Source organism: Rheinheimera hassiensis, from assembly GCF_022436675.1.
GTDB lineage: Bacteria > Pseudomonadota > Gammaproteobacteria > Enterobacterales > Alteromonadaceae > Alishewanella > Alishewanella hassiensis.
In genome coordinates, this window is sequence record NZ_JAKUJZ010000005.1 from 449,561 (window position 1) to 475,871 (window position 26,311).

The window sequence follows — 26,311 nt, forward strand, 5'->3', positions numbered from 1 at the left end:
TCAGCGCCGACGCCATTATCTGAGCTTTTTTAATCAGGCAAACGAAGTTGTTTAGCTGCTTTGTGCTCCAGCCTGCGGCGTTGAAAAAACGCCGATAACTGTGTGGCACATTCTGTTGCCAACACCCCGGACACCACTTCAAGCTGATGATTAAACCGACCATATTGCACCAGATTAAGTACCGAGCCCGCAGCACCGGTTTTTAAATCTGTCGCGCCAAACACCAGCCGCTTAATTCGGCTATGCACCATTACCCCTGCACACATACTGCAAGGCTCCAGTGTTACGTACAAAGTACAATCCGGCAGGCGGTAATTAGCCATAACAGCCGATGCTGCGCGTATTGCCTGCATCTCAGCATGGGCAGACGGATCATTCAGACTAATCATCTGGTTCCAGCCTTCGGCAATCATCTTACCGTCTTTAACCAGCACTGCGCCTACCGGCACTTCGCCCTGCTGCTCGGCGTTAGCCGCCAGCGCCATAGCGCGGCGCATCCAATCTTCGTCAGTCATAATGCTTTACAATTAATTGCTAGATTGGTGGCGAAGTTTACCACTATATTATGGCGAAATTGGCTAAACTTTTGTTATCTGCAAAGTTATCGCTGCTTAATAGAATTTTAAACGTATGATTTAAATGCAGTTATATAAAATGGCACCGACTTTGCTTTAACTTAAGAAAAACAACGGAGACAAAACTATGGGACCTTTCGAAATTGCAGCTATAGCCATTATAGGCGGCTTAGGCTATTCAGCTTACGATTCTTATAATAAAAACAAAGACAAAGCGAGTGATAAAGAAGTTGCTGAGCTGAAAAACGAATTAGATAAAATGAAGCAACGCATAGCCACGCTGGAAAGCATTGTTACAGACAAAAGTTACCAGTTAAAAGAGCAAATAAACCGGTTATAAACAACTACATTTTCATTCTGTTGCACTGCATGGCAGTGCGTGGCAGTTAAGCTTTGTTATGGTACACTGCCAGCAACTGCTGACAGGAGCTGAAAATGTCGACGGAAATTCTGGTTAACCGGGCGCGCACAATTTGCGAACAAAATGGTGCCCGCTTTACATCTATCCGCGAAAAAGTGTTTCGCCTGCTGGCCGGCCTTAACGGCGGCATTGGTGCCTATGAACTGCTTGAGCAGTTAAAACAAACTGAGCCCGGCGCAAAGCCCGCTACAGTGTACCGGGCAATAGAGTTTCTTACCGAGCAGGGCTTTATTCATAAAATTGAATCCAGTAACGCGTTTATGCTGTGCCATCATTTTGGCCAGCATCACCCGGCACAGCTGCTAATTTGCGATCAATGTGGTAATGTCACTGAGCTGCATTCCAGTTTGCTGCAAGATGAGTTTAACCGTCAGGCCGTATCTCAGGGGTTTGTTATCAAACACCAGACCATTGAAGCGCATGGTTTGTGCAAAATATGTAAAGCCAAACAATAAAACTTATCTGTATCAAGGATCTGGCTTGTGCATTTACAAAAAGCTTTCTAATCTTAAACAAGCTTTCGCTTTAGTTCTGTTTTCTGATAGGCATTGACATGAATGTTGAATTTATAAATCCGTTTTTATCGTCTTTAGTCAATGTGCTAAGCACTATGGCAAATACCACCATTACACCCGGACAACCGCGTATTAAAAAAGACGAAGTTGCACGTGGCGATGTGTCTGGCTTAATTGGTATGGTTAGTCCGCAAACCAAAGGCTCATTTTCTATTACCTTTGAAGAATCCTTAGCGGTGGAAATTATGTTTCGCATGCTGGGTGAACGGCCAAAAGGCATTACAGAAGACGTTACCGACATGGTAGGTGAAATAACCAATATGGTTACCGGCGGTGCCAAGCGTATTTTAGGCGAAAAAGGCTATGATTTTACCATGGCAACCCCTGTGGTGGTGTCTGGTAAAAACCACACTATTTCGCATAAGTCTGAAGGTGCAAAGGTATTAATGCCATTCGACTCTGACTTTGGCAAGGTGCATATCGAAGTTAGTTTTGATAAATAACCTGCTATTTTTGCAATACAACGCCGGCTCAATGCTGGCGTTTTTGTTTACAATATCAGGCTGTAGATATCCAAAGTAATTGGAGCTGCAGCATTAAGTGCCAAAGGCATAACTGAATTGCACGCGGCTGGTGATATTGCACAGTAGCTCATAAGGGATAGTTTCAACACAAAGCGCGAGCTGTTCTACCGGTAAATCGCGGCCCCACAGGATCACTTTATCGCCAACGGCCACTGCCTCGTTGCCTATGTCAACGGTAATCATGTCCATAGATACCCGGCCAACAATCGGCAAACGCTTACCGTTAATCAGCACATTAGCATTATTACCAGCTGCGCGCGGGTAGCCATCACCATAGCCCATGGCTACCACCGCTAAACGGCTGTTATGCGCCGCTATCCAGCTGCCGCCGTAACCTACAGCATCACCGGCCTTTACCTCACGCACGGCGATAACACTGCTGCTGAATGTCATTACCGGCCTTAAGCCATGATCACTGCCAACAGCATCTGCCATTGGTGATACACCGTACAACATTAAGCCGGGCCGCACCCAATCGCCATGGCTTTGCGGCCAGTTTAATACGGCGCCGGAATTGGCCAGTGAATGCTCACCGGTACTGCCCTGAGTAATTTGTTGAAATAGCGCCAGCTGATTTGCGGTAGCAGGCTTATCCAGCTCGTCTGAGCTGGCAAAATGGCTCATTAGTCGCAGTGGCCCCTGCACATTGCTGCTTTGGCTCAAACGCTGATACAGCTCGTTAAATTCGTGTGGGTAAATACCCAGCCGGTGCATACCGGAATCGACTTTTAGCCATACCCGTACCGGTGCATCCAATTGCGCCGTCAGCAATGCTTCGGCCTGCTCGCGATGGTGTATAACCAGTTGCAGGTTAGAGGCAACCACTTGCGCCAGTTCATCCGGGTGAAAAAAGCCTTCCAACAGCACTATCGGCCTGGCAATACCACCGGCCCGCAGTGCCAGCGCTTCATCAAGCCGCGCTACGCCCAAAGCATCGGCCTGCCTTAACGCCTGAGCTACCGGCAACATACCATGGCCGTAGGCATTGGCTTTTAGCACCGCCAGTATTTTGCTGTTTGGCGCCAGTTGCTTTACGCGCGCGAAGTTATGCTCAAGCGCAGCTAAGTCTATAGTGGCCTGCGGCCGGCGGCTGAGCATTAATCGTCCTCAAACCTGGCGCTACCGGCGTAGTTATCAAAGCGCGAGTAACGGCCATGAAAGGTTAAGCGCACCCGGCCAATCGGGCCGTTCCGCTGTTTACCTATAATAACTTCTGCGGTGCCTTTGTCCGGGCTGTCGTCGTTATACACCTCGTCGCGGTAGATAAACATAATTAAGTCGGCATCCTGCTCGATAGAGCCGGACTCACGCAAGTCGGAGTTTACCGGGCGTTTGTCGGCACGCTGCTCCAACGACCGGTTAAGCTGCGACAGTGCCACTACCGGCACTTTCAGCTCTTTGGCAAGTGCTTTTAACGAGCGGGAAATCTCGGCAATTTCTAAGGTACGGTTGTCACTCATACCAGGCACTGTCATTAGCTGTAAATAGTCGACCATGATCATGCTTAAGCCGCCATGTTCGCGCGCCACCCGCCGTGCCCGCGAACGCACCTCGGTGGGTGTTAAACCCGAGCCGTCATCGATGTACATTTTGCCTTTGGTGTTCAAAAGCTCTATGGCTGAAGACAGTCGAGCCCAGTCTTCATCTTCCAACTGGCCGGTCCGGACCTTGGTTTGGTCAATGCGGCCTAAGGAAGCCAGCATACGCATCATAATTTGTTCGGATGGCATCTCTAAGCTGAAAATCAGCACCGGCTTATCCGAGGTAATGGCCGCATGCTCACACAGGTTCATCGCGAAGGTGGTTTTACCCATCGACGGACGGGCGGCAACAATAATCAGGTCTGACGGTTGCATACCGTTGGTCATTTTATCTAAATCGACATAGCCGGTAGATACCCCGGTAACGCCATCATACGGCGAGCGGAACAGCTCATCAATTTTTTCAATGGTTTTAGCCAGGATACTGTTGATAGGCTCCGGGCCTTCATTGGCATTAGTGCGCTGTTCGGCAATTTTAAATACTTTGGTCTCAGCAAAGTCCAGCAGCTCGGCTGAGGTGCGCCCCTGAGTGTCGTAACCAGCGTCGGCAATATCGTGCGCTACTGAAATCATATCGCGCACTACGGCGCGCTCACGCACTATTTCAGCGTAAGCCAGAATATTGGCGGCACTGGGGGTATTTTTGGCAATTTCGCCTAAATAAGCAAAACCGCCGACATCGTCCAGCTGCAGGTTAGCTTCTAAATTTTCCGATACGGTAATAATATCAATTGGCTGGGTGGCCTCTGCCAGACGCGACATGGCAGCGAAAATAAAGCGGTGCGCGCGCAGGTAAAAATCCTGCTCGACAACTTTTTCTGCCACTCGGTCCCAGGCCTCGTTATCCAGCATTAAGCCGCCAAGTACCGACTGCTCAGCTTCTATCGAATGGGGCGGCATTTTAACCGCAGCAACCTGCTTGTCTTTAATACTACTCATAACACCTGTTTCAGTTAGCGAAAACAGCATAATGCTAACCCGCCGCAGGCAGATCACAAAGCGAAGTGTCAGATATTTTTATCGGCTTAACGAAACAAACGGGATAAACAACAACGGGGAAAACAGAGGAAAAAGCGCACTGCATATACAGTGCGCTTTAAAGCTTATTAAGCTTCTGCGATTACTACAATTTTTACAGTTGCAGTAACTTCAGCGTGTAACTGAACGTCGATTTCGTACTCGCCAGTTTCACGTAAAGTACCTGTAGGCAGTTTAACTTCTGCTTTAGATACTTTAACGCCAGCTTCAGTGATCGCATCAGCGATATCACGGGTGCCAACTGAACCGAACAGCTTGCCTTCGTCACCGGCTTTAGAAGCAATAGTCACTTCACCCAGCGCAGCAATTTTAGCAGCACGGTCGTTAGCAGCTGTTAAATCATCAGCTAATTTAGCTTCTAATTCAGCGCGACGGGCTTCGAATTTCTCGATGTTAGCCTTGGTAGCCGGAACTGCTTTACCCTGTGGGAATAAGAAGTTACGAGCATAACCTGACTTAACAGCTACATTGTCACCTAAACCACCAAGGTTAGAGACTTTGTCTAACAGAATAATTTGCATTGCTTATACCCCTTCTGTATTAACTGTGTGAGTCGCTGTAAGGCAGCAGAGCCAGGTAGCGTGCGCGCTTAATAGCACGAGCCAGTTGGCGCTGATACTTAGCGCTGGTACCAGTAATACGGCTAGGTACGATCTTACCGCTTTCTGTAACGTAGTTTTTCAGAACAACGGTATCTTTGTAATCAATCTCTACAGTGCCTTCTGCAGAAAAACGGCAGAATTTACGGCGACGGAAAAAACGTGACATTTGCCTGTCTCCTAACTTATTTGTTCAATTTGTTGCGCATGCAGCACCAGCTTAGCTTGTCCGCTGCGGCTTTGGTGGCGGTTTAAAAAACCTGTCACCTTTACCATGTTGCCCAACGTTAACTGTCGGGTATGTTGTGTTAGTGCGGCTCCGGTAAGTACTACCTGTATCCTGACATAGGCCTGGCGGTTTAAGCCGGCTTCCATCTGGTTACTGCGGTGTTCTAACACCAAAACCGTATGCGGTATGCCCGCAGGACTTTCGCTGTGCTCCGGTTGACGGCAGATACTGCCAACCAGTACGGTGCTATTGTCCATTAACAACAACTTACTCTTCGTTTGCTACTTGCTCTTCATGTTCGCGAGGAGCACGCTCACGACGTTCATCACGTACTTTAGCCATTGGTGATGGCTCAACTACGGCACTGTCTGTGCGCATAATCAGGTTACGTAATACCGCGTCGTTGTAGCGGAAGTTAGTTTCCAGCTCATCAATCACAGTTTGTGGTGCTTCTACGTTCATCAGAACATAGTGAGCTTTATGCAACTTCTGGATTGGGTAAGCCAGTTGACGACGGCCCCAATCTTCCAGACGGTGAATAGAACCACCCGCTTCTTTGATTGAACCAGTGTAACGCTCAATCATGCCAGGTACTTGTTCACTCTGATCAGGGTGAACCATAAAAACGATTTCGTAATGACGCATTGTAGCTCCTTACGGTTAGTAAGCCTCGGGGGAACTCGGCCGGGGTTCTCATGGAGGCAAGGAACGTTAGGTGTATGGCCGAAGGTCGCGTATTTTACGGACTTAGCGGGTAAATAACAAGCAGAAAGCAATCAATTTGAAAGATTAAGCAGGTAAAAGCGAGTGATAGCGCAGCCACAAACCCATTTCGCGTAAGCGAAGGCGGCGGACAAATTCGTCGGGAACGAATTTGGCAAGCTGAGCTGAGCCGCCTCACTGAGGGCAGGATTGCCCGAGGTGTCATTGTGGCGAGCATAACACTCACTTTTACCGGCAACTTCAAAGCAAGGCTAGCTATTTCGCTGTGCTCGCCACAGCAACTCGTTCGCTGCTTGCGCGCTCACTCAGACACTCTGTGGCTGCGCAATCGAAACACCTAACCTTTGCTATCGCCCAAAAGCAATCGGGGGAGGAGTTTACTGGCGCTGGCGCACGGCTTCAAATAAGCAGATACCGGCAGCAACCGATACGTTAAGGCTGGACACACTGCCAAACATCGGAATTTTTACCAGGCTGTCGCAGGTTTCACGGGTTAAGCGGCGCAGGCCTTCGCCTTCGGCGCCCAGTACCAGCGCCAACGGGCCTTTAAAATCGGCCTGGTAAATGCTGGTATCGGTTTCACCGGCGGTGCCGACTACCCAAACACCGGCTTCCTGCAATTCGCGCAAGGTACGGGCTAAGTTGGTTACGGTAATAAAAGGCACGCTCTCTGCTGCGCCACAGGCTACTTTACGTACCACTGAGGTTAGCTTTACTGAACGATCTTTTGGCGATACCACCGCATGCACACCAGCCGCATCGGCGCTGCGTAAAATAGCGCCTAAATTGTGCGGGTCTGTTACGCCATCGAGGATCAGAATAAATGGCTTTTCCTGCTGCTCAACAATGGCGGCTAAATCTGCTTCGCTGCCGCTACTTTGTAACCGGGCTTTAGCAATAATCCCCTGATGCTGGCCGCCAACCATATCGTCCATAGTTTTGCGGTTACAAAACTGTACCGACACACCGTTTTGCCGTGCTTGCTGGATTAACGGCTGCATGCGCTTGTCGTCGCGATCTTTCATCACAAACAACTCCAGCACATCCTGCGGTGCGCGTTGTAATAATGCTCCTACCGCATGAATACCAAAGACCAGATCTGCGCTCATTGTTAACCCTTAATGCCGACACTTAAAAAAGCCGGCAGTTTACCTTAGATTCCGAAATTAGCGAACCAGTATGCTCTAAGCCAACCGTTGAAGGCATGGATGCCTGAGTCGAGCCTATAGGGACATATTCACGGCGTGTTGGCGTGGGCATACTGGTTCGTTAGTGCATAAGCCAATCGTTACTTAGCCTTACGTCGTGGCTTTTTACGCGCCGTAATATTACGCGCGCCTTTGGGCTTAGCTTCTGCACCTTTCACTGCAGGTGCTACTTTACCGGTAGCACGTTTGCCGCCTTTAGCTGAACCTTGCTTCGACGCTTTAATTTGCTCTTTGCTGACCACTCGTGTTGGCTCGCCCACTAAGACTAAATCAATTTTTCGCGCTTCAAGGTTAACCGCTGCCACTTTCACTTTCAGTAAATCACCCATGCGATAGGTTACTTTGCCATGCTCGCCGCTTAGGGTATGGCGCTCGGCGTCAAAGTGGTAGTAATCGTTCTGCAGCGAGGTGACATGCACCAGGCCTTCGATATACAACTCGGTTAAACGCACAAATAAACCAAAGCTGGTAACGGTAGATACTACGCCGTCAAACTCTGCGCCCAAGTGGTCCTGCATATATTCGCATTTTAACCAGTCGGCTACTTCGCGGGTGGCGTCATCGGCACGGCGCTCTGTCATCGAGCACTGCTCGCCCAGCGGGGTGATTTCGGCTTCAGAATACTCACGCGCTCCGGTAACTTTCTGGCCTTGTTTGGCCAGTAAAGCTTTAATACCACGGTGCAGCACTAAATCCGGGTAACGGCGGATGGGTGAGGTAAAGTGAGCATAAGCTTCCAGTGCCAAACCAAAGTGGCCCTGATTATCGCCCTGATACACGGCCTGCTTCATTGAACGCAGCATGGTAGTTTCAATCAGCTCACGATCCGGCCGGTCGCCGATTTTTTCCAGCGTTTGCGTGAGCTCCAGCGGGGTTGGCTCGGCTGATAAATTCGCTTCGATACCCAGCTCAGCTAAAAAGCGGCGGAAGTTGTCAAAGCGGTCTGCATCGGGGCGTTCGTGCACTCGGAAAAGCGTATGGGCTTCGTGCTTTTCAATAAAGCGTGCTGCGGCCACGTTGGCCATAATCATGCACTCTTCAATGATCTTGTGCGATTCAACCCGGTGCACCGGTACAATTTGCTCAATTTTACGGTGGCTGTTAAACACAAAGCGGGTTTCAACCGTTTCAAACTCTATAGCGCCGCGTTGGCCGCGCACTTTGGCCAGCTTTTTATACAGGCTGTTCAGCGTTTCAATGTTGGTCAGGTTGGCCGCATATTGCTGACGCAGCTCAGGGTCGCCCTGCAGTATTTTATGCACCTTGTTATAGGTTAAGCGTGCACTGGAATGCATTACGGCTTCATAAAACTGATAGCTGTCGAGTTTGCCGCTGGCGCTGATATGCATATCGGCGACTAAACATAAACGGTCGGTATGCGGGTTAAGCGAACACAGGCCGTTAGATAATGCTTCGGGCAGCATCGGCACCACGTGATCGGGGAAATACACCGAATTGCCGCGCTCTATTGCCGTGTTATCCAGCACCGTATACGGCAGTACATAAGCGCTAACATCAGCAATGGCAACCCATAAACGCCAGCCGCCGTTGTCTTTGGCTTCAGCGTAAACGGCATCATCAAAATCGCGCGCATCTTCACCATCAATGGTAATTAAACCTAATTGGGTTAAATCGACACGGCCCTGCTTGGCTGCTTCCGGCACTTCTTCGCCGTATTTAGCCACTTGTTTTAATACTGCATCAGAAAACACATGCGGAATTTGATGATTGCGAATAGCAATTTCAATTTCCATCCCGGGTGCCATATGCTCGCCCAGTACTTCGGTGACTTTACCAACCGCATTAACCCGTTTTGATGGCCGCTGGGTTATTTCTACCAACACCACCTGACCGTGCCTGGCCTCGCCTTGCTCACCATCAGGGATAACAATATCCTGGGTAATGCGCGGGTCATCCGGCACTACTACACCTAAAGCGAAATCTTTGTAATATCGGCCTACTATCGGCTCGGCGCGTGACTCTAATACCCGTACTACGCGGGCTTCAATTTTATCTTTACTGTTTACGCTTTGCGCTGTCGCCAGTACGATATCGCCGTGCAGCAAGCGCTGCATTTCAAAATTGGGGATAAACCAATCCGGCCCGCCCTGCTCCAGCTTTAAAAAGCCAAAGCCTTCGCGGTGGCCCAATACCGTGCCTTTAACCAGGTCCATATTATCGACCAGGCCATAGCGGCGGTTTTTGGTATAAATTAACTGGCCATCACGTTCCATGGCACGCAAGCGTTTTTTCAGCGCGAAAATAGCATCGTCATCGCTTAAACCCAGCTCTGCAACTAATTCTTCAAAATAAGCGGGGCTTTGGCGTTTTTCGATATGCTCGAGAATAAATTCACGGCTGGGGATAGGGTTGTCATATTTTTCCTGCTCACGCGCAAGATGCGGATCATTTACCGTCATTAAGTTATCTTTTGTTTCCTAAATTGTGTTAAGTGTAACAGCTAAACCGGGTTATGAGTATGAACTTCATTTTACCGGCCGTTTGGCATTGGCCACTACCCGTGCGGGCATTTTTTGGCTTAGCTTGCCAAGCAACTGTTGTATTTGTTTATGTGTACCGGCATCTGCCGTTACCGCATTATGCAACCAACGATAGCTTTGTTCAAAATCTACCGGGCTGCCATGGCCTTCAGTCAGCATTTGCGCCAAACGTAACTGCGCTTTTAAATTACCCAGTGCCGAGGCTTCACGCAAATAAATGATTGCTTTATCGGTATCGGGCTGCACAAAGCGGCCAATATGATAATAACGGCCCACTTGTTCTAAACCCTCTGGTAAGCCTTGCCCTGCAGCTTGTAACATCAGATCCCAGCCACGCTCTACATTGCGTGGCACGCAAACCGCATAAGCCAGCATATCACCATACAGAAACTGATACGCTGGCAACTGCATAATATCCGCCCGGGCTTCTATATCACGAACCAGTTGGCATTCATCGGCCCGTACGCGCTTAAGATGGCTATTGGTGCGGATCAATGCCAACAGTTCATCCTGAGAATACAACTGCACGGCTTCCAGCTCTTGCGCCTGGGTTAGCGGCGTTTGCAGCATCAGAACGGCCAGCACCAGCCATAGAGTTTTAGTCATAATATGCGCCTGAAAATTGTCATCTTAGGCTTTATCGGCCAGAAGTGGCTTTTTTTAAGCAACTTCTGCGCCTTTATTGCTCGTTATTCAATATCCACGGAGCTGAAAGCCTTGGTTTTACTACCTCAGCACGCACTGTAGCGCTGCTTACAGCTACATCGCTGCAGCTGCCACTGGCAATGTAATTAACGGCTTCCGCATAAAGTGGGTCAGTGATAACGCCCCAGTCACCGGTAATGTTGTCAGTAACCGGACAATTAGGTTGCAGGCCATTAAAATACTCGCCTTGATCCAGTGCGTTTACCGTCTGGAAGTTAATAGCAAACAACACATAATTGCCAATAATCTCCGGTTGCTGCCCTACAGGTTTGCCGCAAGTTGCGCTGCCAATTTGCACAACATCAACAAAAGGCGCCAGAGAATTAATCACCAGTTCACTGGACGAGCAACTGCCTTCGGTTGTCAGTACAAATACCCGCGGCAAGTTCAGCACACTGCGCCCGGCGCCAAGCGCAAACAATGTAGAATTATTCTTGGCGGTATTTTTGTCATTAAACTGATATTTTACAAACACTTCGCTCTGGACGAAGTTTCGGGCAATTTGTGTACTAAGCTGGTTTGCCACGCGGATCAGGCCACCGCCGTTGTATCGCACATCCAACACCAGCTCATTAACCCCTTGCGCAACAAAATAGGCAAAAACTTGTTCCAGCTCAGACTCTGATAATTCGATAAAAGTATTAAATACCAGATAACCAATACGTTTGCTGCCTTGTGTCGTCACAGAGCGATGCAGCACAGTATTGGTAGTGACTTCTGTTTTAATAAAATCAGCGGCCAGCTCAGAGGCATCTGGTTTGCGCCAGACAAAGTTACGCATTACGCCATCTTCATTCGGGCCATAAATATCATCATTGGTCACCGTGCTGGCATCAAGCTGGCTTAACCACTGAGCAACACTCACCCCTTCAATTTCAATTATTTTATCGCCACGACGCAGGCCGTTTTGTGCTGCAGAACCATCATCATACACATAAGCAATTTGCAACGCGGTATCATTATCCGTTCTGATACTGGAGAAACCGTAACCGAAGAAGGTGGCGTTAATATAGCGATCTTCATATTCCTGCCGGGTAATTATAAAGCTATAACGATCCTGAGGCGCCGCGACAGCCTGTATTAATTCGCCAGGTGAACTGTAGCTATCAGGGTTTACAGAGGCCGGTAAGTCACGGTACCAAAGATAATCTTGCTGCAAAGCGCAGAACACCTGAGAGTTAATATCAGTGCGCTGGCAAATACTGGTTTGTCCTGTGCTGTCAGTGTCTATACTGCCTCCGCCACCACAAGCGGTAAGTGTTATTAACGCTGCTACCAATATAAAAATGCGCATAACTGTCGCTCCATGTTTTGCTTTTTATCAGCATAAACAAAAACGCTGCCAGGTGGCAGCGTTTTTTATACGGTACAACTTAACAAACAGATGCCTCAGGCAAAAGGATGGCGCAGTACAATAGTCTGAACACGATCAGGGCCGGTTGACACTATATCAACAGGCACGCCGGTCAGTTGCTCTAAACGGCTGATGTAGTTACGCGCTGCCTGCGGTAAGTTTTCCAGTTGCTGCACACCAAAGGTGCTTTCGCTCCAGCCTGGCATTTCTTCATATACCGGTGTTACCAGCTCAAAGCCTTCTGCAGCCATAGGCGGAACATCCGTCACATTACCTGCCGCATCTTTGTAACCGGTACAGATGTGTATTGTCTCCAGGCCATCTAATACATCCAGCTTGGTTAAGCAAAAACCAGAGATACTATTTAATTGCACGGCACGCTTAACGGCAACGGCATCGAACCAACCACACCGACGTTTACGGCCGGTAGTTGCACCAAACTCATGGCCTTTAACGCCTAAATGCTCACCTACTGCACAATCCAGTTCCGTCGGGAACGGGCCTGAGCCAACACGGGTGGTATAAGCTTTAACAATACCCAGCACGTAATCCAGGTAACGCGGGCCAAAACCAGCACCGGTTGCTACACCACCAGCGGTGGTATTAGACGAGGTAACATAAGGGTAGGTACCGTGGTCAATATCCAGCAATGTACCCTGAGCACCTTCAAACATAATTTCCTGGCCGGCTTTACGCGCTTTGTCCAGCAAATCAGTAACATCTACTACCAACGGCTTTAAAATGTCTGCAATAGCCAGTGCATTGTCCAGCGTGGTCTGATAATCCACTGCCGGCACTTTGTAGTATTGTGTCAGAGTAAAATTATGCAGATCCATCAGCGTTTTCAGCTTCTCAGCAAACAGTGTTGGGTTAAACAAATCCCCCACACGTAAGCCGCGGCGGGCAACTTTGTCTTCGTATGCCGGGCCAATACCACGACCGGTAGTACCGATAGGCTTGTCGCCACGGGCCAGTTCACGCGCTTTATCCAGTTCAACATGGAACGGCAGAATCAGTGGGCACGCTTCGCTTAACAGTAAACGCTCTTTCACCGGCACGCCACGCTGCTCCAGCATGGCCATTTCCTTTAAGAACGCTTCAGGGGACAGCACTACACCATTACCAATAACGCATTTCACGTTGGCACGTAAAATACCTGACGGAATTAAATGTAATACGGTTTTCTCACCGTCGATAACCAAAGTATGTCCGGCATTATGGCCGCCTTGATAGCGCACCACATAGCTGGCTTTATCTGTTAATAAATCGACGATTTTACCTTTACCTTCGTCACCCCATTGGGTGCCGAGCACTACGACGTTTTTGGCCATGGTTCCTACATCATGGGAAAAATTAGGCGGGGATTCTACCAAATTGGCAACCAAGTTTCAGCCGTCTGGAGGAAAAAAAGCCGCTTTTTTCTCAGCGGCTTAATTAATGGTTTTTATTCAGTTAGTTAAGTATGCTCACGGGTTAGACAAGTTAAATCATACTGCGCGCTGTTATGGTATAAGGCGAAACCAAACCGCAACCGATCTGCGCGATAGTCTGTTTCGATACCCGCTCGTTTTAACTCTGCTGCCAGTTCGGCAACTTGCGCCGCACTACCCAGGCGGAAGGTTAAAAAGTGGCCGTGGTGCGCTAAATCCTGTTGCAGCAGCGATTGCATATTTAACTTAGTATGCTTTAACTCTGCTACTTTGGCTAAAAATGCTTGCTGTAACTGCTGCACATACTGATGAATACGGCCCACACTGATGCCCTGCTGCTTAAATAACCGCAACACGGCATTAAGGCGATATAAGGCGGAGAAATCCATCGTTGAGCCGGCAAACCGATAACCATCTTCACTGTACAGCACCGTAGCAGATTTTTCGCCGGCCAAAGTACCAAACTCGGCAAACCAGCCTGTATATAACGGCCGGGCAGTGCTGCCCAGAGGAACTGTCATAAAACAGCAGCCCTCACCGCCCTGAGCGTATTTATAACTGCCTGCCAGATAAAAAATACGTTCTGCAATTGCCGACAAATCCGTTGGCAAGGCCATAAAACCATGATAGCCGTCGATCACGATCATCGCATCGCTGCTGGCGGCCAATTGCTGCACAAAGCCGGTTAAGTCGGCAATAGCAAAACCTGAATTGAAAAATACCTGACTGCAGAAAATTAATTGATAGTTGTTTGCTGCCGCTGCATCAGTAAAACGCTGGGCAAAGCTGGCAAAAGGTTCGGTTGGGATAACATCCAGCTGCACGTTATCATATTCAGCCAGACGCTTTACCTGGCGCGAAAAGCTATGAAATTCACTGTCGGTTGTTAAAATCCTCAGTGGATGGCGTAAATCAAAGCAACTGAGCAAACGCATAACCAGCTCGTGGGTATTAGGTGCGAACACAATTTGCTCAGCCTGGGGCAGTTGCAATATATCAGCGATAAGCTGCTGGGTTTGCGGCACTTTGTCACCAAAAATATAACGCCATTTATCATCTACCAGCCTGGCGGTGTCGTCCCAGTATTCCAGCATGGCATCACGGGTAACATCTGGCCAGTAGTGATGCGAATGGCAGGCAAAGTGTTGCTTGCCCTGATTCGCCTGCAAAAAACGCTGATAAAACTGTTGGTACATAACTCCCCCTATGACCATCTCAGAGACAAAAAAGGCCCTGAAAGGGCCTTTTTCTTAAACACTATAATCAGTTTTGTACTTGATCTGATTTCATGTATTTGAAGAATTCATTATCCGGCTGTACCACCAACACATCGTCTTTACTGCTAAAGCTTTTGCGATAGGCTTCCATACTGCGCACGAAGGAAAAGAACTCGGCATTTTTGTTATAGGCTTCGGCATAGACATTGGCTGCTAAGGCATCACCTTCACCGCGTACAGTACGCGAGTTACGCTCAGCATCGGCTACCATAACGGTAACCCGTGCATCAACATCGGCACGAATGATCTCTGCTTCTTCCATACCACGTGAGCGGTGCTCACGCGCCACAGCATGACGCTCAGCTTCCATCCGGGCAAAAATCGAGCTACTAACTTCCTGCGGCAGGTTAATCTGCTTCACACGAACGTCGACCACTTCAATACCAAGTTCTTTTGACGCAGCACCCGCTTGCTGTAAAGCACTCTGCATTAACTGAGTACGCTCGCCTGATACAATTTCCTGAATGGTACGGGTACCAAATTCTGTGCGTAATCCGTTATTAATATACTGTTTTAACAACACTTCTGCTTGTGCCGTATTACCGCCTGTTGCCAGAAAGTAGGCACCAAAGTCGTTAATACGCCATTTTACATAGCTGTCTACCAGTAAGTCTTTTTTCTCTGCAGTTACAAAACGATCCTGCGCATCGTCCAGCGTTTGGACACGGGCATCTAACTTACGCACGGTTTCAATAAATGGCAGCTTAAAATGCAAACCGGGTTCATACACAGTCACATTCTGCTCTGCATCACGCTGAATTTTACCAAACTGGATCACAATGGCACGCTGACCTTCTGGCACTACAAATAAAGCAGATACAAAAATAAACGCAATAATAACGATAATGGCTATAGTAAAGTTCTTCATATATTACCCCCGGCCACTGCGTGTTGTTGTGCTGCGCGAACTGTCAGTCCGGTTTGAACTGCTACTACTGTCGGTGCTGCTACGCGATGGAATTAACGGCAGGCTATTTGACGGCGTTGAACTGCCTGAGCCTTGGTTAATCATTTTATCAAGAGGTAAATACATAATATTATTACCATTTTTTACATCAACAAGCACTTTTGATGTATTGCTGTATACCTGTTCCATCGTTTCAATGTACATACGGTCGCGAGTTACCTTAGGTGCAGCCAGATATTCCGGTAATAGCTTTTCAAACCGGGCTACTTCACCTTGCGCCTTCAACACAACTTGCTGTTTGTAGGCATCGGCTTCTTGCATTACACGATTAACCTGACCACGGGCACGTGGTTCAATTTCACGGGCATATGCCTGAGCTTCCTGTACAAAGCGCTCCTGATCTTCCTGTGCTTTAATCGCATCATCGAAGGCGTCACGTACTTCTTCCGGTGGCCGTGCATCACGGAAGTTAACATCAACCAGAGCTATACCCATCTTGTAAGGTTCAATAATGCCTTCCAGTTCCTGCCGGGTGTTCTGGCGCACAACTTCACGGCCACGGGTTAATACGTCATCCATAATAGAGTGACCGATAACATAGCGCAGTGCTGCATCGGTTGCCTGGTGTAAACTGCTATCAGCATCTACCACTGAAAATTTATATAGCCGGGCGTTGAATACACGATACTGAATTTCAAACGTTACCCGTACCAGATTCTGATCCTGCGTAAGCATAAAACCATCGCTGCGCAAAGTACGTACACTGGTTACATCAACCGGCAGCACATTGTCGATAAAAGTTGGTTTCCAGTGAATACCAGGCCCGACTTCATCGTGATACTGGCCAAAACGCAGCACAACTCCACGCTCAGATTCTTTAATGGTATAAAAGCCACTGAAGGCCCACACCAATGCTGCGACAATCAGTATTAGTACCAGCGCAGCTGAAGCGCCACCGCCGCTACTACCACCTGTTGACTTGCCACCGCCGAAGATACCTCCTAACTTTTTGCCAAAGTTACGAAACACTTCATCTAAATCGGGCGGGCCCTGATCACGACCACCCTGTTTCCAGGGGTCGTTATTCTTGCCGTTATTGCCCGGCTCATTCCAAGCCATGGTTTACTCCATTCTAAGTTGCAAAATAAGGGTTAATGTATCAAATAACCGGCTGACTGACGACATAGTTTTCTAATTGTCCGTGCGACTGCTTTACGCTGCGGTTCCACACCGACTCGCTTAACCGCAGTTGCAACTGACAATTGCCCTCAGCGTCGAACTGTTCTTGCTCAATACTGTGTTGCTGGTGAAACCGGGCACGCCACTGCATTTGCTCCGGTGGCAATAGCAAAGTTATGTCCATATACCGTTCTGACAACAACTGGCTTAATGCCTGCGCCAGCAAGTCTACCCCGGCGCCGCTAACGGCAGATAAATATACCGCTACCGGTTGTTTGTATTCGTTGTACTCAATACGCGGTAATTGCTGCAACAGGTCAATTTTGTTGTACACCACCAGTTGCGGTAACTGATCGGCATCAATTTCCTGCAATACCAGGTCAACCTGCTGCATATTGTCATCTTTACGCGGATCTGACAGATCCACCACATGCAACTGCAAGTCGGCATCGCGGGTTTCCTGCAACGTCGATTTAAAAGCAGCGACTAAGTCGTGCGGCAAATGCCTGATAAAACCAACGGTGTCGGCCAGAATTATCTCGCCAACACCTTTTAGTTTCAGTTTACGTAAGGTGGGATCCAGTGTGGCAAACAGTTGATCAGCTGCGTACACATCGGCTTTGGTAATGCGGTTAAATAGCGTCGATTTACCCGCGTTGGTATAGCCCACTACCGACACTACCGGCACTTCAGAACGTTGCCGGGCACGGCGGCCTTGCTCACGCTGCTTAGTCAGCTTTGCCAGCCTGGTTTGTAATGCCTTTACCCGCTCGCGCAGTAAACGCCGATCGGTTTCCAGCTGTGTTTCACCGGGGCCGCGCAAGCCAATACCACCTTTTTGCCGGTCAAGACTGTCCCAGCCGCGCACTAACCTTGAGGCCAAATGCTGCAACTGTGCCAGTTCTACCTGCAATTTACCTTCAAAGGTGCGGGCGCGCTGGGCAAAAATATCCAAAATCAATGTGGTGCGATCAATAACCCTGGTAAGACACAAACGTTCCAGATTACGTGTTTGCGCCGGGCTCAATGCATGGTTAAAAATAACCACATCAGCACCGGTTTCTTCTACCAGTGCTGCTATTTCCTCTGCCTTACCGGAGCCAACAAAAAATTTAGCATCAGGCGCGCTTCTGCTTGCAGTAACAACCTGCATAGTTTGCACACCGGCGGAAGACACCAGCAATTTCAGTTCGGTTAGATCCTCACTGACATGCTGCTGCGAAAAGTTTACATGGACAAGGATCGCTTGTTCCGGTACCACGCTAATGTCAGACAAGCGAGTAACCCCTGAAATTATTCCACGTCCTCTTCATCATCACCCTGACCATTGCTGTGAGTTACCATAGTATTGACCGCGCGGGCCGGTACCACAGTTGAAATGGCATGCTTATATACCATTTGACTTACAGTATTTTTCAGCAGAATAACGAACTGATCGAAAGATTCGATCTGACCCTGAAGTTTAATGCCATTCACCAGATAAATTGATACCGGAATACGCTCCCGTCTCAAGGTGTTTAAAAATGGGTCTTGTAAAGATTGGCCCTTTGCCATGTGCCGCTTTCCTTTTTTAATTAGTCCGACTTATATTGGTATTATTTTTTTTATTTCAAGTTGTTAAAACGTCTTTTTCTACATCTTCTTTAGCTTAGCGAAGATAAAACGGCTTGCAAGTTTTCAGCTAACGGCGCGTCACTTTTCAGCCATGTCAGATCAGGCCAGCCTCGCAACCAGGTTAACTGCCGTTTTGCCAGTTGCCGGGTTGCCGCGATACCGCGCTCACTCATCTGTTGATAGCTACCATTGCCTGACAGATAATCCCACATTTGCCGGTAACCTACGCAGCGCATAGAGGGTAAATCCGGGTGTAAATCTGGCCGGGCTTTAAGTGCCGCAACTTCCTGTTCAAAACCGGCAACCAGCATCTGCTCAAACCTCATCGCAATACGCTGGTGCAACACGGCACGATCCTCCGGCGCTATCGCAAATTGGTGTGCAGGAAAAGCAAAAGGTTCCCCTTTTTCTGCAGTTAAATCTGTCAAACTACGCCCGGTAAGACGGTAAACTTCCAATGCCCGGTTAATACGCTGCGGGTCATTCGGGTGAATACGCTGTGCAGATACAGGATCAATCTGCGCTAACTCGTCGTGTAATCTGGCCCAGCCTTTTACTGCTGCTTCCTGCTCCAACTGCTGTCGCACTGCTTCGTTAGCCTCTGGTAGCGGCGAAATACCTTCAAGCAAGGCTTTAAAGTACAGCATAGTACCACCAACCAGAATGGGGATGTTACCACGATGTTGAATTTCAGCAATCAAACGCAACGCATCTGTACGGAAGTCTGCCGCAGAATAGCTTTGTGCCGGGTCACGAATGTCGAGCAGGTGATGCGGCGTTACTGCCAGCTCCTGCGCGGTGGGTTTGGCAGTGCCTATATCCATACCGCGATAAACCAGAGCACTGTCAACACTGATAAGCTCTGCAGGTAACTGTTGGTATAGCTTTGTTGCCAGCGCTGTTTTACCGGACGCGGTTGGCCCCATCAGAAAAATTACATCGCGCTTTAGCTGACTCATGGTTGTTGCCTTGTTAACAAACCCAGTGTGGTATCAAGTTGCAACGGTGCATAGCTCCAGTACTCGGGCAGAGACAATACCGGAGGCGCAGAGTTTAATACTGTGGCCGCAGCAACCCCATTAGCATTGAGTAACATAGACAATAAAGCACCTATCACATCATCGCCGCTATTTTGCGCTAACTGCTCAAACCATGATGGTAACCACTGCCCCAGCACAGTTTGTCGCAGCCAATCGGGCACCGCCCTCACTATCACGGTATTGTCAGTAAGCAGCATATCAAAACCAGCACGGCTGAAGCTGTCAGCCAGTTGGGTAAGTTTGCGTAGCTGCGCAGCATTGACACTGATACGAAGCGGCAGCAATAACGGCACGGCAGGTAAACTGTTGGCAGTAAAATATGCCGATAAGGTGGGCACAAGATCAATCAACAACACATCGTCAGCATGTTGTTTAAGCAAATACCGGTTACGTACAATCAGCGGAGCAGCTGTTAATTGAGTTTGTGCAGGCGGGCTGAATGCAGCAGTGGCAGGTTGCAGTTCTGCCGTTGCTTCTGTTTGTGCATCTGCAGCTTTATGGCTGTGCTGCCAGTATGACAGCTCACGTTTTACTGCTGCGACTCCCGGCTGACGGGGCGCATAACCGCCGCTACGGCCTGCCTGGTTGCTGACCGGTTGCTCTGGCTGGTAGTTACAGGCTGATGTTTCCTGTACCCGGTGAACTATATCTGCGGCAGTTGGCTGTGATGTAGCCAACTGCACTAACGCATCACCCAGGGCTGATACCACAAAATCGTGTATTAGCCTGGCCTGATGAAAGCGCACCTCATGCTTAGCCGGATGCACATTTACATCTACCTGGCGCGGGTCAAGCTCCAGGTATAATACAAAAGCAGGTTGTTGCTCGGCGGTTAGCATATCGCCATAGGCCTGACGGATAGCATGATTTAACAGCTTATCGCGCATCATCCGGCCATTAACGTAGCTGTACTGGCATTGCAACTGGTTACTGCACGCTTGCGGCTGCACTATCCAGCCCCAGATCCGCACATCGCCATACTGATTCTCAATAAAAGCGGCATTCTCTGCAAACACCCGGCCACACAGGGCCGCCACCCGCTTTTGCCGTTGCTCTTCAGTTTTCGCCGCCTTTAACCGGCGCACTACCTGGCCGTTATGGCTCAGTTGCCAGGTCACATCATAACGGCTTAACGCCAGCCGTTTTATCAGTTCATCAATATGGCTGAATTCTGTTTTGTCAGTCCGCAAAAACTTGCGCCGCGCCGGTGTATTAAAAAATAAGTCCAGTACTTCAATGCTGGTACCCACCGGATGCGCTGCCGGACGCACCTCCACCTGCATATCACGCCCGGCGGCACTGGCCTGCCAGGCTGCGCTTTGCTCAAGGATTTTCGATGTTAACGTCAGCCGTGATACCGAACTGATACTGGCCAATGCCTCGCCGCGAAAGCCCAGGCTGGTAATGGCTTCCAAATCATCCAAATCAGTAATTTTACTGGTGGCATGCCGGCTTAACGCCAGTACCAGCTCTTGCTCTGCAATACCGCTACCATTGTCACGCACCCGGATCAGCTTACTGCCACCTTTTTCAATATCTATTTCAATCTGGTCAGCACCGGCGTCCAGGCTGTTTTCTACCAGTTCTTTCACTACAGATGCGGGGCGCTCAACAACTTCACCCGCCGCAATCTGGTTAGCAAGCTGCGGCGGTAAAATACGAATAGCCATAGCTAGGGGATCCGCAGGGTCTGGCCAACGCGGATGCTGTCAGTGGTAAGTTGATTAAGGTTGCGTAACTCATCAATAGACACATTATAACGCTGCGCCAGCAGAGACAAAGACTCGCCAGCGCTAACGCGATGCTCCCTTGAGCGCTGCTGTGCAAACAAAGAATCCGCTGGCGGTGATTTTTCAAAGTGCCGTTTTAGCGCGCTGAACAAAGATTGCGCCAGTTTGGTTTGATGCGCAGCCGAGCGTAATTGCCGCTCTTCCTGTGGGTTAGAGATAAAACCAACTTCCACCAGAATAGACGGAATATCCGGAGCCTTAAGCACACCAAGGCTGGCAGCCTGCGGCTCTTTCTTATGCAAATGCGCAACTTTACCCAGCTCTTGCAATACTTCACCGGCAACCTGATAGGCGGTTACCATCGAGTGGTTCATTGATAAATCCAGCACTGTTTGCGCCAGATAGCGCTCATTGGCAGAATCTTTAATAATCTCAGCCACACCGCCCAGCAGTTCAGAGTGCCGCTCTGTCTGTTCCAGCATACGCCCTACTTCGGTTGTAGCGCGCCGTAAAGATAACACCCAAACAGAAGCCCCACGCGGCTGCGGCGTGGTAAACGCATCAGCATGAATAGAAACCAGCAGATCGGCTTGTTGGCCACGGGCAATTTCGGTACGGCGGTTAACGTGAATATAGTAATCGTTAGTGCGCACCATCATGGATTTCATACCTGGCTGACGATCGATTAGCTGCGCCAACTGCCTCGCAATAGGCAAGGTGATGTTTTTTTCATAAAAACCACTGGGGCCTATTGAACCCGGGTCCTCACCGCCGTGGCCTGCATCTATTGCAATAACAATATCGCGTGCAGCCCGTATTGCCGGTGGAGGTACGTTCTGTGCTGGCTGGTCATCCGGTAAATCTACCACTAAACGGTGTCCATAAGGTGGTGTGGGTGACAAAGCAAACACATTGGCTTTGGTTGATTTGGCTAAATCCAGCACGATGCGCATACTATTGGCATCGCCACTGCTACGGATAGCTTTAATTAATGGGGACTCTCCTGACACCGACGGTAAATTGCTGCCACCTTTAATATTACTCAGGTCAATAACCAGCCTATCCGGTTTATCCAGCGTGAAATATTTGTGATCCGGTGCAGCAGATAAGTCGAATACCACTCGGGTATTGTCCGGCGATGGCCAAATTCTTACACCCTGCACCTGATTAGCGGCTACGCCAGCGACGCTGAACAATGCCAGCAGCAACAGCAATAAACCGTGTAACGTATTGTAACTATTCGTTTTCATTATTTAGCGCATTCAGCATTTTGGCTCCGGCTGGGGTATTAGCGCTTATCCTTACCCGCCGTAGCTCTTGTTCGAATAATAAGTGTATGTCCAGATCCGCTACAGGTAAATAACCCATGCCCTGCAGAGGCCATTCAATCAGGCATATACTGTCGCTGCGAAAATAATCGCGGATGCCCATAAACTCCAGCTCTTCAGCATCACGTAAACGGTACAGATCAAAATGAAACACCGTTAAGTTTTCCAGCTGGTAAGGCTCAACCAGAGTATAAGTTGGGCTTTTAACTGTACCCTTATGGCCAAGAGCATGCAGCAGCCCCCGGCTGAAAGTCGTTTTGCCTGCCCCTAAATCGCCATGCAGAAATAAGGTGTGCCCGCCTGAAACCAGAGTTGCCATACGCGATGCTAACGCTAAGGTTGCTTGCTCATCCTTTAACACACTTTCAAATTGCTGCACTGGCATTTTCTCTGTTGTCGCACAAAAACCGCACCATGTTAACAAATTAGTTGCCTGCTGGGCCAGTAAAACCGCTTGTCGCGACTATGACTTAATCTGCTACTACCAAGTTCCCGCCCGGCTAGGCGCAACAGCCCATTTTATGCTAAATTGCGCTGTGTTTTCTTACCGGCTTTTTGCATGACAACAGATTATGCCGCACTGGCATTGCAGATAAAACGCTGGGCGCAGGAACTGGGCTTTGCGCAGTTAGGTATAACCGGTGTTTCCTTGCCGGATGCTGAACGGCAACTGCAAAAATGGCTGGATGCAGGCTATCACGGCGAAATGGATTATATGGCCAGCCACGGTATGCTGCGGGCAAGGCCGGCAGAACTGGTACCCGGCACGTTGCGGGTATTAAGTGTACGGATGAACTATTTACCCAAAGGCGCTGGTTTTGCCACCAACCTGGCCGACCCGACTCAGGCTTATATCAGCCGCTATGCTCTGGGGCGTGACTACCATAAGCTGATCCGCAACCGGCTTAAACAACTGGGCGAACGTATTAATCAGCAGGTGGCTGAATTGGGCTATCGGCCTTTTACCGATTCAGCCCCCATCTTAGAGCGACCACTGGCCCAACAAGCCGGGCTTGGCTGGATAGGCAAACATAGCTTATTGCTAAACCAGGAGGCTGGCTCATGGTTTTTTCTCGGTGAGCTGCTGGTTAACTTGCCTTTACCCATCGATACGCCACACGAAGGTGATTGCGGTAGTTGTGTTGCCTGCATCACCAGTTGCCCCACCGGCGCAATTGTTGAACCCTACGTGGTCGATGCCCGCCGCTGTATTTCTTATCTGACTATTGAACTTAAAGGCGCAATTCCGGAAGAATTCCGCCCGTTACTGGGCAACCGTATATACGGTTGCGACGACTGTCAGTTGGTATGCCCGGAAAACCGCGTAGCGCCACTCAGTATTGAAGGCGACTTTCAGCGCCGGCCTCAATGGCAAAGCCAAAGCCTGCTTAGTTTATTTGCCTGGCAGGAATATGAATTTTTAAGCCACACCGAAGGTAGCGCCATCCGCCGCATTGGTTATGAACGCTGGCAACGTAACATCGCTGTGGCACTGGGCAACGCGCCTTATCAGGCTGACATTGTGCAGGCGTTAAGCGCTAAACTCGATAGCGCCAGCGCATTGGTCGCAGAACATATTCACTGGGCATTAGCACAACAAAAGCGAAAAGGCTGGCAGGCAGAGTCACTCTTACCACGCAGCACGGAGCGTTTAGTCAGGATTATTCAGAAGGGCCTGCCGCGGGATGCATGACTGAATATAATTGTTGGCGCTGCGTCAGACGCTGTGCAGCCAGATCCAGGATCGCCTCGCGCCGTATACTGTCTGCACTGTGCCACTCTATAATTTCGTTTAATAACCGGCCGCACCCCAGACAGCAATCATGCTGATCCAGGCAACAGTTACGCACACAGGGCGATTCAGACATAACAGCCAGATGATAAGCTAAACAAGCACTAACTATATCGCAGAAAACAAAAAACCGCACTGTGCTTGCGCAAGGTGCGGTTTTTCATCGAATTTGGAGCGAGTAACGAGGTTCGAACTCGTGACCTCGACCTTGGCAAGGTCGCGCTCTACCAGCTGAGCTATACTCGCATCAACTGACGTTGTTACGTCGTGATGGCGCGCATTTTACAAAATCAGTTAGCTTATGCAAGCACTTTATTACGGTAATTTGAAAAAATGCTCGCGATAGGTTACTAATTCAGCAATTGACTCACGAATATCATCCAGTGCCAAATGGCTGCCGGCTTTTTGTACTTTCTTCAGCACCTCCGGGTGCCAGCGCCGTGCCAGCTCTTTAACTGTACTGACATCCAGATTACGGTAATGAAAAAACGCTTCCAGTGTTGGCGCATATTCTGCCAGAAAACGTCGGTCCTGCCCTATGCTGTTACCACACATTGGCGATTTACCTGCCGTCACATACTGGCGTAAAAACGCGATAGTTTGTTGTTCAGCATCTGCCAGGGTGGTTGTACTTGCCCGGCAACGCGCCGTTAAACCGCTTTTACCGTGTTGCTCAACACACCAGGCGCTCATATTATCCAGCACATCGTCAGGCTGTTTAATGGCAAATACCGGCCCCTCGGCCAGGATATTCAACTGGCTGTCGGTAACAATAGTGGCCATTTCCAGAATTACATCGGTTTTTGGCTCCAGGCCAGTCATTTCCAAATCAAGCCAAATCAGATTATTGTCATTTACACTCATCAAAAACCCTTACACTCGTTGCTGCTTTGTTCATTAACAGATTGCAGGTATCATACACGTCCTAAGCTTAGCAGTAATAGCATCCTTTACATCAGAGCGATAAAAGCAGCAGTGACAAAGAAAAAACATCTTACCCAGCGCCAGCAGCAACGTATTGCCGACAATGCCAGCAAACGGTTACGCGCACCAAAAAATAAAGGTGTCGAATCAGTTGATGACGACAGCTTTGCCGCCACAGAAACCGGCCTGATATTAAGCCGTTTTGGCCAGCATGCTGATGTCGAAGATACCAACGGTGTCGTGGTGCGCTGTAATATGCGCCGCTCTGTTGCCTCTTTGGTTACCGGTGATCGCGTAGTGTGGCGCCGCGCTTTGCAACCCACCGGTGGCATTGATGGCGTAATAGATGCGGTAGAAGAGCGTAGCTCTGTGCTGCTGCGGCCAGATTTTTACGACGGTTTAAAACCGGTCGCCGCCAATATTGATTTAATGATTATCGTCTCTGCTATTTTACCTGCGTTATCGCTCAATATTATTGACCGCTATCTTGTGGCAGCAGAGATCACCGGCATCAAACCGCTGTTGGTGATTAATAAAGCCGATTTGCTCAGCGCTGATGAGTTTATTGCTACAGAGCAGCAACTGGCATTGTACCAACAGCTGGGGTATAACTTTTTGCTGGTTAGCGCTAAAAGCGGTGTGGGTATGGCGCAATTACTCAGTTACCTGCACAGTGGTACCAGCATTTTTGTCGGTCAGTCTGGCGTGGGCAAATCGTCATTAATGAACAATTTAATGCCCGGTCTCGAAGCGTTAACTCAGGAAGTGTCGACAAACTCAGGCCTCGGGCAACACACCACCACGGTGTCGCGCTTGTATCATTTGCCTGATGGCGGCGATTTAATCGACTCGCCCGGTATTCGTGAATTTGCGCTGTGGCATTTAACAGCAGAAGAAGTTACCCGCGGCTTTACTGAATTTACCCCCTGGCTTGGGCGCTGTAAATTCCGTGACTGCAAGCATATTTCCGATCCTGGCTGCGCTATTCAGCACGCGGTAGAAACCGGAGACATCAGTCAGGAACGCTATGACAGCTATTTAAAAATCCTGGCCAGTATGGCGCAAGACAAACCGAATCACTTTTAACTTTATACAGA

General features: G+C 49.1%; 28 protein-coding genes and 1 tRNA gene. 5 read left to right on the forward strand and 24 right to left on the reverse strand.

The window, feature by feature from the left end:
* Positions 1-29: 29 nt before the first annotated feature.
* A complete protein-coding gene (gene tadA, locus MJX74_RS13050) occupies positions 30-515 on the reverse strand; it encodes a tRNA adenosine(34) deaminase TadA (RefSeq protein WP_240223267.1) in 486 nt (161 codons plus the stop codon).
* A gap of 187 nt (positions 516-702) precedes the next feature.
* On the opposite strand from tadA, the gene MJX74_RS13055 reads away from it, so the two are divergent.
* From MJX74_RS13055 to MJX74_RS13065, 3 genes are all read left to right on the forward strand, one after another.
* Positions 703-915 carry a hypothetical protein gene (locus MJX74_RS13055; protein ID WP_240223268.1) on the forward strand — a complete coding sequence of 71 codons (213 nt, stop codon included), beginning with the start codon at positions 703-705 and terminating at the stop codon, positions 913-915.
* Positions 916-1,010: 95 nt separating this feature from the next.
* The gene (locus MJX74_RS13060) at positions 1,011-1,451 is read left to right on the forward strand and encodes a transcriptional repressor (protein ID WP_240223269.1); all 441 of its coding nucleotides are present in this window, start codon (positions 1,011-1,013) and stop codon (positions 1,449-1,451) included.
* 98 nt (positions 1,452-1,549) lie between these two features.
* Entirely contained in the window at positions 1,550-2,014 is a 465-nt protein-coding gene (locus tag MJX74_RS13065; protein ID WP_068228539.1) for a chemotaxis protein CheX, read from the forward strand.
* 93 nt (positions 2,015-2,107) lie between these two features.
* Here the strand turns inward: MJX74_RS13065 and alr are convergent, their stop codons facing one another.
* The 20 genes from alr to tsaE all read right to left on the reverse strand — a co-directional run bounded on the left by alr (position 2,108) and on the right by tsaE (position 22,922).
* The gene (gene alr / locus MJX74_RS13070) at positions 2,108-3,193 is read right to left on the reverse strand and encodes an alanine racemase (protein ID WP_240223270.1); all 1,086 of its coding nucleotides are present in this window, start codon (positions 3,191-3,193) and stop codon (positions 2,108-2,110) included.
* On the reverse strand, positions 3,193-4,575 hold the full coding sequence (gene dnaB, locus MJX74_RS13075) for a replicative DNA helicase (RefSeq protein ID WP_240223271.1): 1,383 nt from the start codon (positions 4,573-4,575) through the stop codon (positions 3,193-3,195). Before dnaB ends, alr begins: the two co-directional genes overlap by 1 nt.
* 167 nt (positions 4,576-4,742) lie before the next feature.
* Complete coding sequence (gene rplI / locus MJX74_RS13080; RefSeq protein ID WP_240223272.1) at positions 4,743-5,195, reverse strand: 50S ribosomal protein L9; 453 nt, start codon at positions 5,193-5,195, stop codon at positions 4,743-4,745.
* Between the two features lie 19 nt (positions 5,196-5,214).
* Positions 5,215-5,442 carry a 30S ribosomal protein S18 gene (gene rpsR / locus MJX74_RS13085; RefSeq protein WP_068228526.1) on the reverse strand — a complete coding sequence of 76 codons (228 nt, stop codon included), beginning with the start codon at positions 5,440-5,442 and terminating at the stop codon, positions 5,215-5,217.
* An 11-nt stretch (positions 5,443-5,453) separates the two neighbouring features.
* On the reverse strand, positions 5,454-5,759 hold the full coding sequence (gene priB / locus MJX74_RS13090) for a primosomal replication protein N (RefSeq protein ID WP_092789719.1): 306 nt from the start codon (positions 5,757-5,759) through the stop codon (positions 5,454-5,456).
* 10 nt (positions 5,760-5,769) lie between these two features.
* Entirely contained in the window at positions 5,770-6,147 is a 378-nt protein-coding gene (gene rpsF / locus MJX74_RS13095) for a 30S ribosomal protein S6 (RefSeq protein ID WP_240223273.1), read from the reverse strand.
* 455 nt (positions 6,148-6,602) lie between these two features.
* On the reverse strand, positions 6,603-7,334 hold the full coding sequence (rlmB, locus tag MJX74_RS13100) for a 23S rRNA (guanosine(2251)-2'-O)-methyltransferase RlmB (RefSeq protein ID WP_240223274.1): 732 nt from the start codon (positions 7,332-7,334) through the stop codon (positions 6,603-6,605).
* Positions 7,335-7,513: 179 nt separating this feature from the next.
* Positions 7,514-9,853 (reverse strand): ribonuclease R, encoded by a 2,340-nt coding sequence (gene rnr / locus MJX74_RS13105; protein WP_240223275.1) that lies wholly within the window; start codon positions 9,851-9,853, stop codon positions 7,514-7,516.
* Positions 9,854-9,919: 66 nt separating this feature from the next.
* Positions 9,920-10,540, reverse strand: a complete 621-nt coding sequence (locus MJX74_RS13110; RefSeq protein WP_240223276.1) for a tetratricopeptide repeat protein — start codon at positions 10,538-10,540, stop codon at positions 9,920-9,922.
* A gap of 73 nt (positions 10,541-10,613) precedes the next feature.
* Positions 10,614-11,933, reverse strand: a complete 1,320-nt coding sequence (locus tag MJX74_RS13115) for a S41 family peptidase (RefSeq protein ID WP_240223277.1) — start codon at positions 11,931-11,933, stop codon at positions 10,614-10,616.
* Positions 11,934-12,028: 95 nt separating this feature from the next.
* A complete protein-coding gene (locus tag MJX74_RS13120) occupies positions 12,029-13,324 on the reverse strand; it encodes an adenylosuccinate synthase (RefSeq protein ID WP_240223278.1) in 1,296 nt (431 codons plus the stop codon).
* A gap of 125 nt (positions 13,325-13,449) precedes the next feature.
* Positions 13,450-14,619: an aminotransferase class V-fold PLP-dependent enzyme gene (locus MJX74_RS13125; protein WP_240223279.1), complete on the reverse strand. Its 1,170-nt coding sequence runs from the start codon at positions 14,617-14,619 to the stop codon at positions 13,450-13,452.
* 67 nt (positions 14,620-14,686) lie between these two features.
* Complete coding sequence (gene hflC / locus MJX74_RS13130; protein ID WP_240223280.1) at positions 14,687-15,568, reverse strand: protease modulator HflC; 882 nt, start codon at positions 15,566-15,568, stop codon at positions 14,687-14,689.
* A gap of 3 nt (positions 15,569-15,571) precedes the next feature.
* On the reverse strand, positions 15,572-16,726 hold the full coding sequence (gene hflK / locus MJX74_RS13135) for an FtsH protease activity modulator HflK (RefSeq protein WP_240223281.1): 1,155 nt from the start codon (positions 16,724-16,726) through the stop codon (positions 15,572-15,574).
* Positions 16,727-16,766: 40 nt separating this feature from the next.
* A complete protein-coding gene (gene hflX / locus MJX74_RS13140; RefSeq protein WP_240223282.1) occupies positions 16,767-18,062 on the reverse strand; it encodes a ribosome rescue GTPase HflX in 1,296 nt (431 codons plus the stop codon).
* 17 nt (positions 18,063-18,079) lie between these two features.
* Positions 18,080-18,340 carry an RNA chaperone Hfq gene (gene hfq, locus MJX74_RS13145; RefSeq protein WP_068228488.1) on the reverse strand — a complete coding sequence of 87 codons (261 nt, stop codon included), beginning with the start codon at positions 18,338-18,340 and terminating at the stop codon, positions 18,080-18,082.
* A gap of 89 nt (positions 18,341-18,429) precedes the next feature.
* On the reverse strand, positions 18,430-19,359 hold the full coding sequence (gene miaA, locus MJX74_RS13150) for a tRNA (adenosine(37)-N6)-dimethylallyltransferase MiaA (protein ID WP_240223283.1): 930 nt from the start codon (positions 19,357-19,359) through the stop codon (positions 18,430-18,432).
* Positions 19,356-21,110 (reverse strand): DNA mismatch repair endonuclease MutL, encoded by a 1,755-nt coding sequence (gene mutL / locus MJX74_RS13155; RefSeq protein ID WP_240223284.1) that lies wholly within the window; start codon positions 21,108-21,110, stop codon positions 19,356-19,358. The genes miaA and mutL overlap by 4 nt, the downstream gene beginning before the upstream one ends.
* 2 nt (positions 21,111-21,112) lie before the next feature.
* Entirely contained in the window at positions 21,113-22,420 is a 1,308-nt protein-coding gene (locus MJX74_RS13160; RefSeq protein ID WP_240223285.1) for an N-acetylmuramoyl-L-alanine amidase, read from the reverse strand.
* Complete coding sequence (gene tsaE / locus MJX74_RS13165) at positions 22,407-22,922, reverse strand: tRNA (adenosine(37)-N6)-threonylcarbamoyltransferase complex ATPase subunit type 1 TsaE (protein WP_240223286.1); 516 nt, start codon at positions 22,920-22,922, stop codon at positions 22,407-22,409. Before tsaE ends, MJX74_RS13160 begins: the two co-directional genes overlap by 14 nt.
* A 135-nt stretch (positions 22,923-23,057) precedes the next feature.
* On the opposite strand from tsaE, the gene queG reads away from it, so the two are divergent.
* A complete protein-coding gene (queG, locus tag MJX74_RS13170) occupies positions 23,058-24,191 on the forward strand; it encodes a tRNA epoxyqueuosine(34) reductase QueG (protein WP_240223287.1) in 1,134 nt (377 codons plus the stop codon).
* Here the strand turns inward: queG and MJX74_RS13175 are convergent.
* The 3 genes from MJX74_RS13175 to orn form a co-directional block, all read right to left on the reverse strand.
* Positions 24,160-24,366, reverse strand: coding sequence for a DUF1289 domain-containing protein (locus tag MJX74_RS13175; RefSeq protein ID WP_240223288.1), 207 nt, complete (start codon positions 24,364-24,366; stop codon positions 24,160-24,162). The genes queG and MJX74_RS13175 overlap by 32 nt on opposite strands.
* Positions 24,367-24,460: 94 nt before the next feature.
* A tRNA-Gly gene (locus tag MJX74_RS13180) sits at positions 24,461-24,536 on the reverse strand.
* Between the two features lie 69 nt (positions 24,537-24,605).
* Positions 24,606-25,154, reverse strand: coding sequence for an oligoribonuclease (orn, locus tag MJX74_RS13185; protein ID WP_240223289.1), 549 nt, complete (start codon positions 25,152-25,154; stop codon positions 24,606-24,608).
* Positions 25,155-25,265: 111 nt separating this feature from the next.
* On the opposite strand from orn, the gene rsgA reads away from it, so the two are divergent.
* Positions 25,266-26,300 carry a small ribosomal subunit biogenesis GTPase RsgA gene (rsgA, locus tag MJX74_RS13190; RefSeq protein WP_240223290.1) on the forward strand — a complete coding sequence of 345 codons (1,035 nt, stop codon included), beginning with the start codon at positions 25,266-25,268 and terminating at the stop codon, positions 26,298-26,300.
* Positions 26,301-26,311 lie beyond the last annotated feature (11 nt).

What these genes read in the sequence shown, in the direction of transcription:
- MJX74_RS13125 (WP_240223279.1), bottom strand. Translation starts at nt 14,619, where the DNA reads ATGTACCAACAGTTTTATCAGCGTTTTTTGCAGGCGAATCAGGGCAAG.
- orn (WP_240223289.1), bottom strand. Translation starts at nt 25,154, where the DNA reads ATGAGTGTAAATGACAATAATCTGATTTGGCTTGATTTGGAAATGACT.
- rlmB (WP_240223274.1), bottom strand. Translation starts at nt 7,334, where the DNA reads ATGAGCGCAGATCTGGTCTTTGGTATTCATGCGGTAGGAGCATTATTA.
- mutL (WP_240223284.1), bottom strand. Translation starts at nt 21,110, where the DNA reads ATGGCTATTCGTATTTTACCGCCGCAGCTTGCTAACCAGATTGCGGCG.
- hflC (WP_240223280.1), bottom strand. Translation starts at nt 15,568, where the DNA reads ATGAAGAACTTTACTATAGCCATTATCGTTATTATTGCGTTTATTTTT.
- MJX74_RS13175 (WP_240223288.1), bottom strand. Translation starts at nt 24,366, where the DNA reads ATGTCTGAATCGCCCTGTGTGCGTAACTGTTGCCTGGATCAGCATGAT.
- MJX74_RS13120 (WP_240223278.1), bottom strand. Translation starts at nt 13,324, where the DNA reads ATGGCCAAAAACGTCGTAGTGCTCGGCACCCAATGGGGTGACGAAGGT.
- MJX74_RS13065 (WP_068228539.1), top strand. Translation starts at nt 1,550, where the DNA reads ATGAATGTTGAATTTATAAATCCGTTTTTATCGTCTTTAGTCAATGTG.
- hflK (WP_240223281.1), bottom strand. Translation starts at nt 16,726, where the DNA reads ATGGCTTGGAATGAGCCGGGCAATAACGGCAAGAATAACGACCCCTGG.
- MJX74_RS13110 (WP_240223276.1), bottom strand. Translation starts at nt 10,540, where the DNA reads ATGACTAAAACTCTATGGCTGGTGCTGGCCGTTCTGATGCTGCAAACG.
- alr (WP_240223270.1), bottom strand. Translation starts at nt 3,193, where the DNA reads ATGCTCAGCCGCCGGCCGCAGGCCACTATAGACTTAGCTGCGCTTGAG.
- MJX74_RS13060 (WP_240223269.1), top strand. Translation starts at nt 1,011, where the DNA reads ATGTCGACGGAAATTCTGGTTAACCGGGCGCGCACAATTTGCGAACAA.
- miaA (WP_240223283.1), bottom strand. Translation starts at nt 19,359, where the DNA reads ATGAGTCAGCTAAAGCGCGATGTAATTTTTCTGATGGGGCCAACCGCG.
- dnaB (WP_240223271.1), bottom strand. Translation starts at nt 4,575, where the DNA reads ATGAGTAGTATTAAAGACAAGCAGGTTGCTGCGGTTAAAATGCCGCCC.
- rnr (WP_240223275.1), bottom strand. Translation starts at nt 9,853, where the DNA reads ATGACGGTAAATGATCCGCATCTTGCGCGTGAGCAGGAAAAATATGAC.
- rpsR (WP_068228526.1), bottom strand. Translation starts at nt 5,442, where the DNA reads ATGTCACGTTTTTTCCGTCGCCGTAAATTCTGCCGTTTTTCTGCAGAA.
- MJX74_RS13115 (WP_240223277.1), bottom strand. Translation starts at nt 11,933, where the DNA reads ATGCGCATTTTTATATTGGTAGCAGCGTTAATAACACTTACCGCTTGT.
- MJX74_RS13055 (WP_240223268.1), top strand. Translation starts at nt 703, where the DNA reads ATGGGACCTTTCGAAATTGCAGCTATAGCCATTATAGGCGGCTTAGGC.
- hfq (WP_068228488.1), bottom strand. Translation starts at nt 18,340, where the DNA reads ATGGCAAAGGGCCAATCTTTACAAGACCCATTTTTAAACACCTTGAGA.
- priB (WP_092789719.1), bottom strand. Translation starts at nt 5,759, where the DNA reads ATGGACAATAGCACCGTACTGGTTGGCAGTATCTGCCGTCAACCGGAG.
- tadA (WP_240223267.1), bottom strand. Translation starts at nt 515, where the DNA reads ATGACTGACGAAGATTGGATGCGCCGCGCTATGGCGCTGGCGGCTAAC.
- rpsF (WP_240223273.1), bottom strand. Translation starts at nt 6,147, where the DNA reads ATGCGTCATTACGAAATCGTTTTTATGGTTCACCCTGATCAGAGTGAA.
- queG (WP_240223287.1), top strand. Translation starts at nt 23,058, where the DNA reads ATGACAACAGATTATGCCGCACTGGCATTGCAGATAAAACGCTGGGCG.
- MJX74_RS13160 (WP_240223285.1), bottom strand. Translation starts at nt 22,420, where the DNA reads ATGAAAACGAATAGTTACAATACGTTACACGGTTTATTGCTGTTGCTG.
- rplI (WP_240223272.1), bottom strand. Translation starts at nt 5,195, where the DNA reads ATGCAAATTATTCTGTTAGACAAAGTCTCTAACCTTGGTGGTTTAGGT.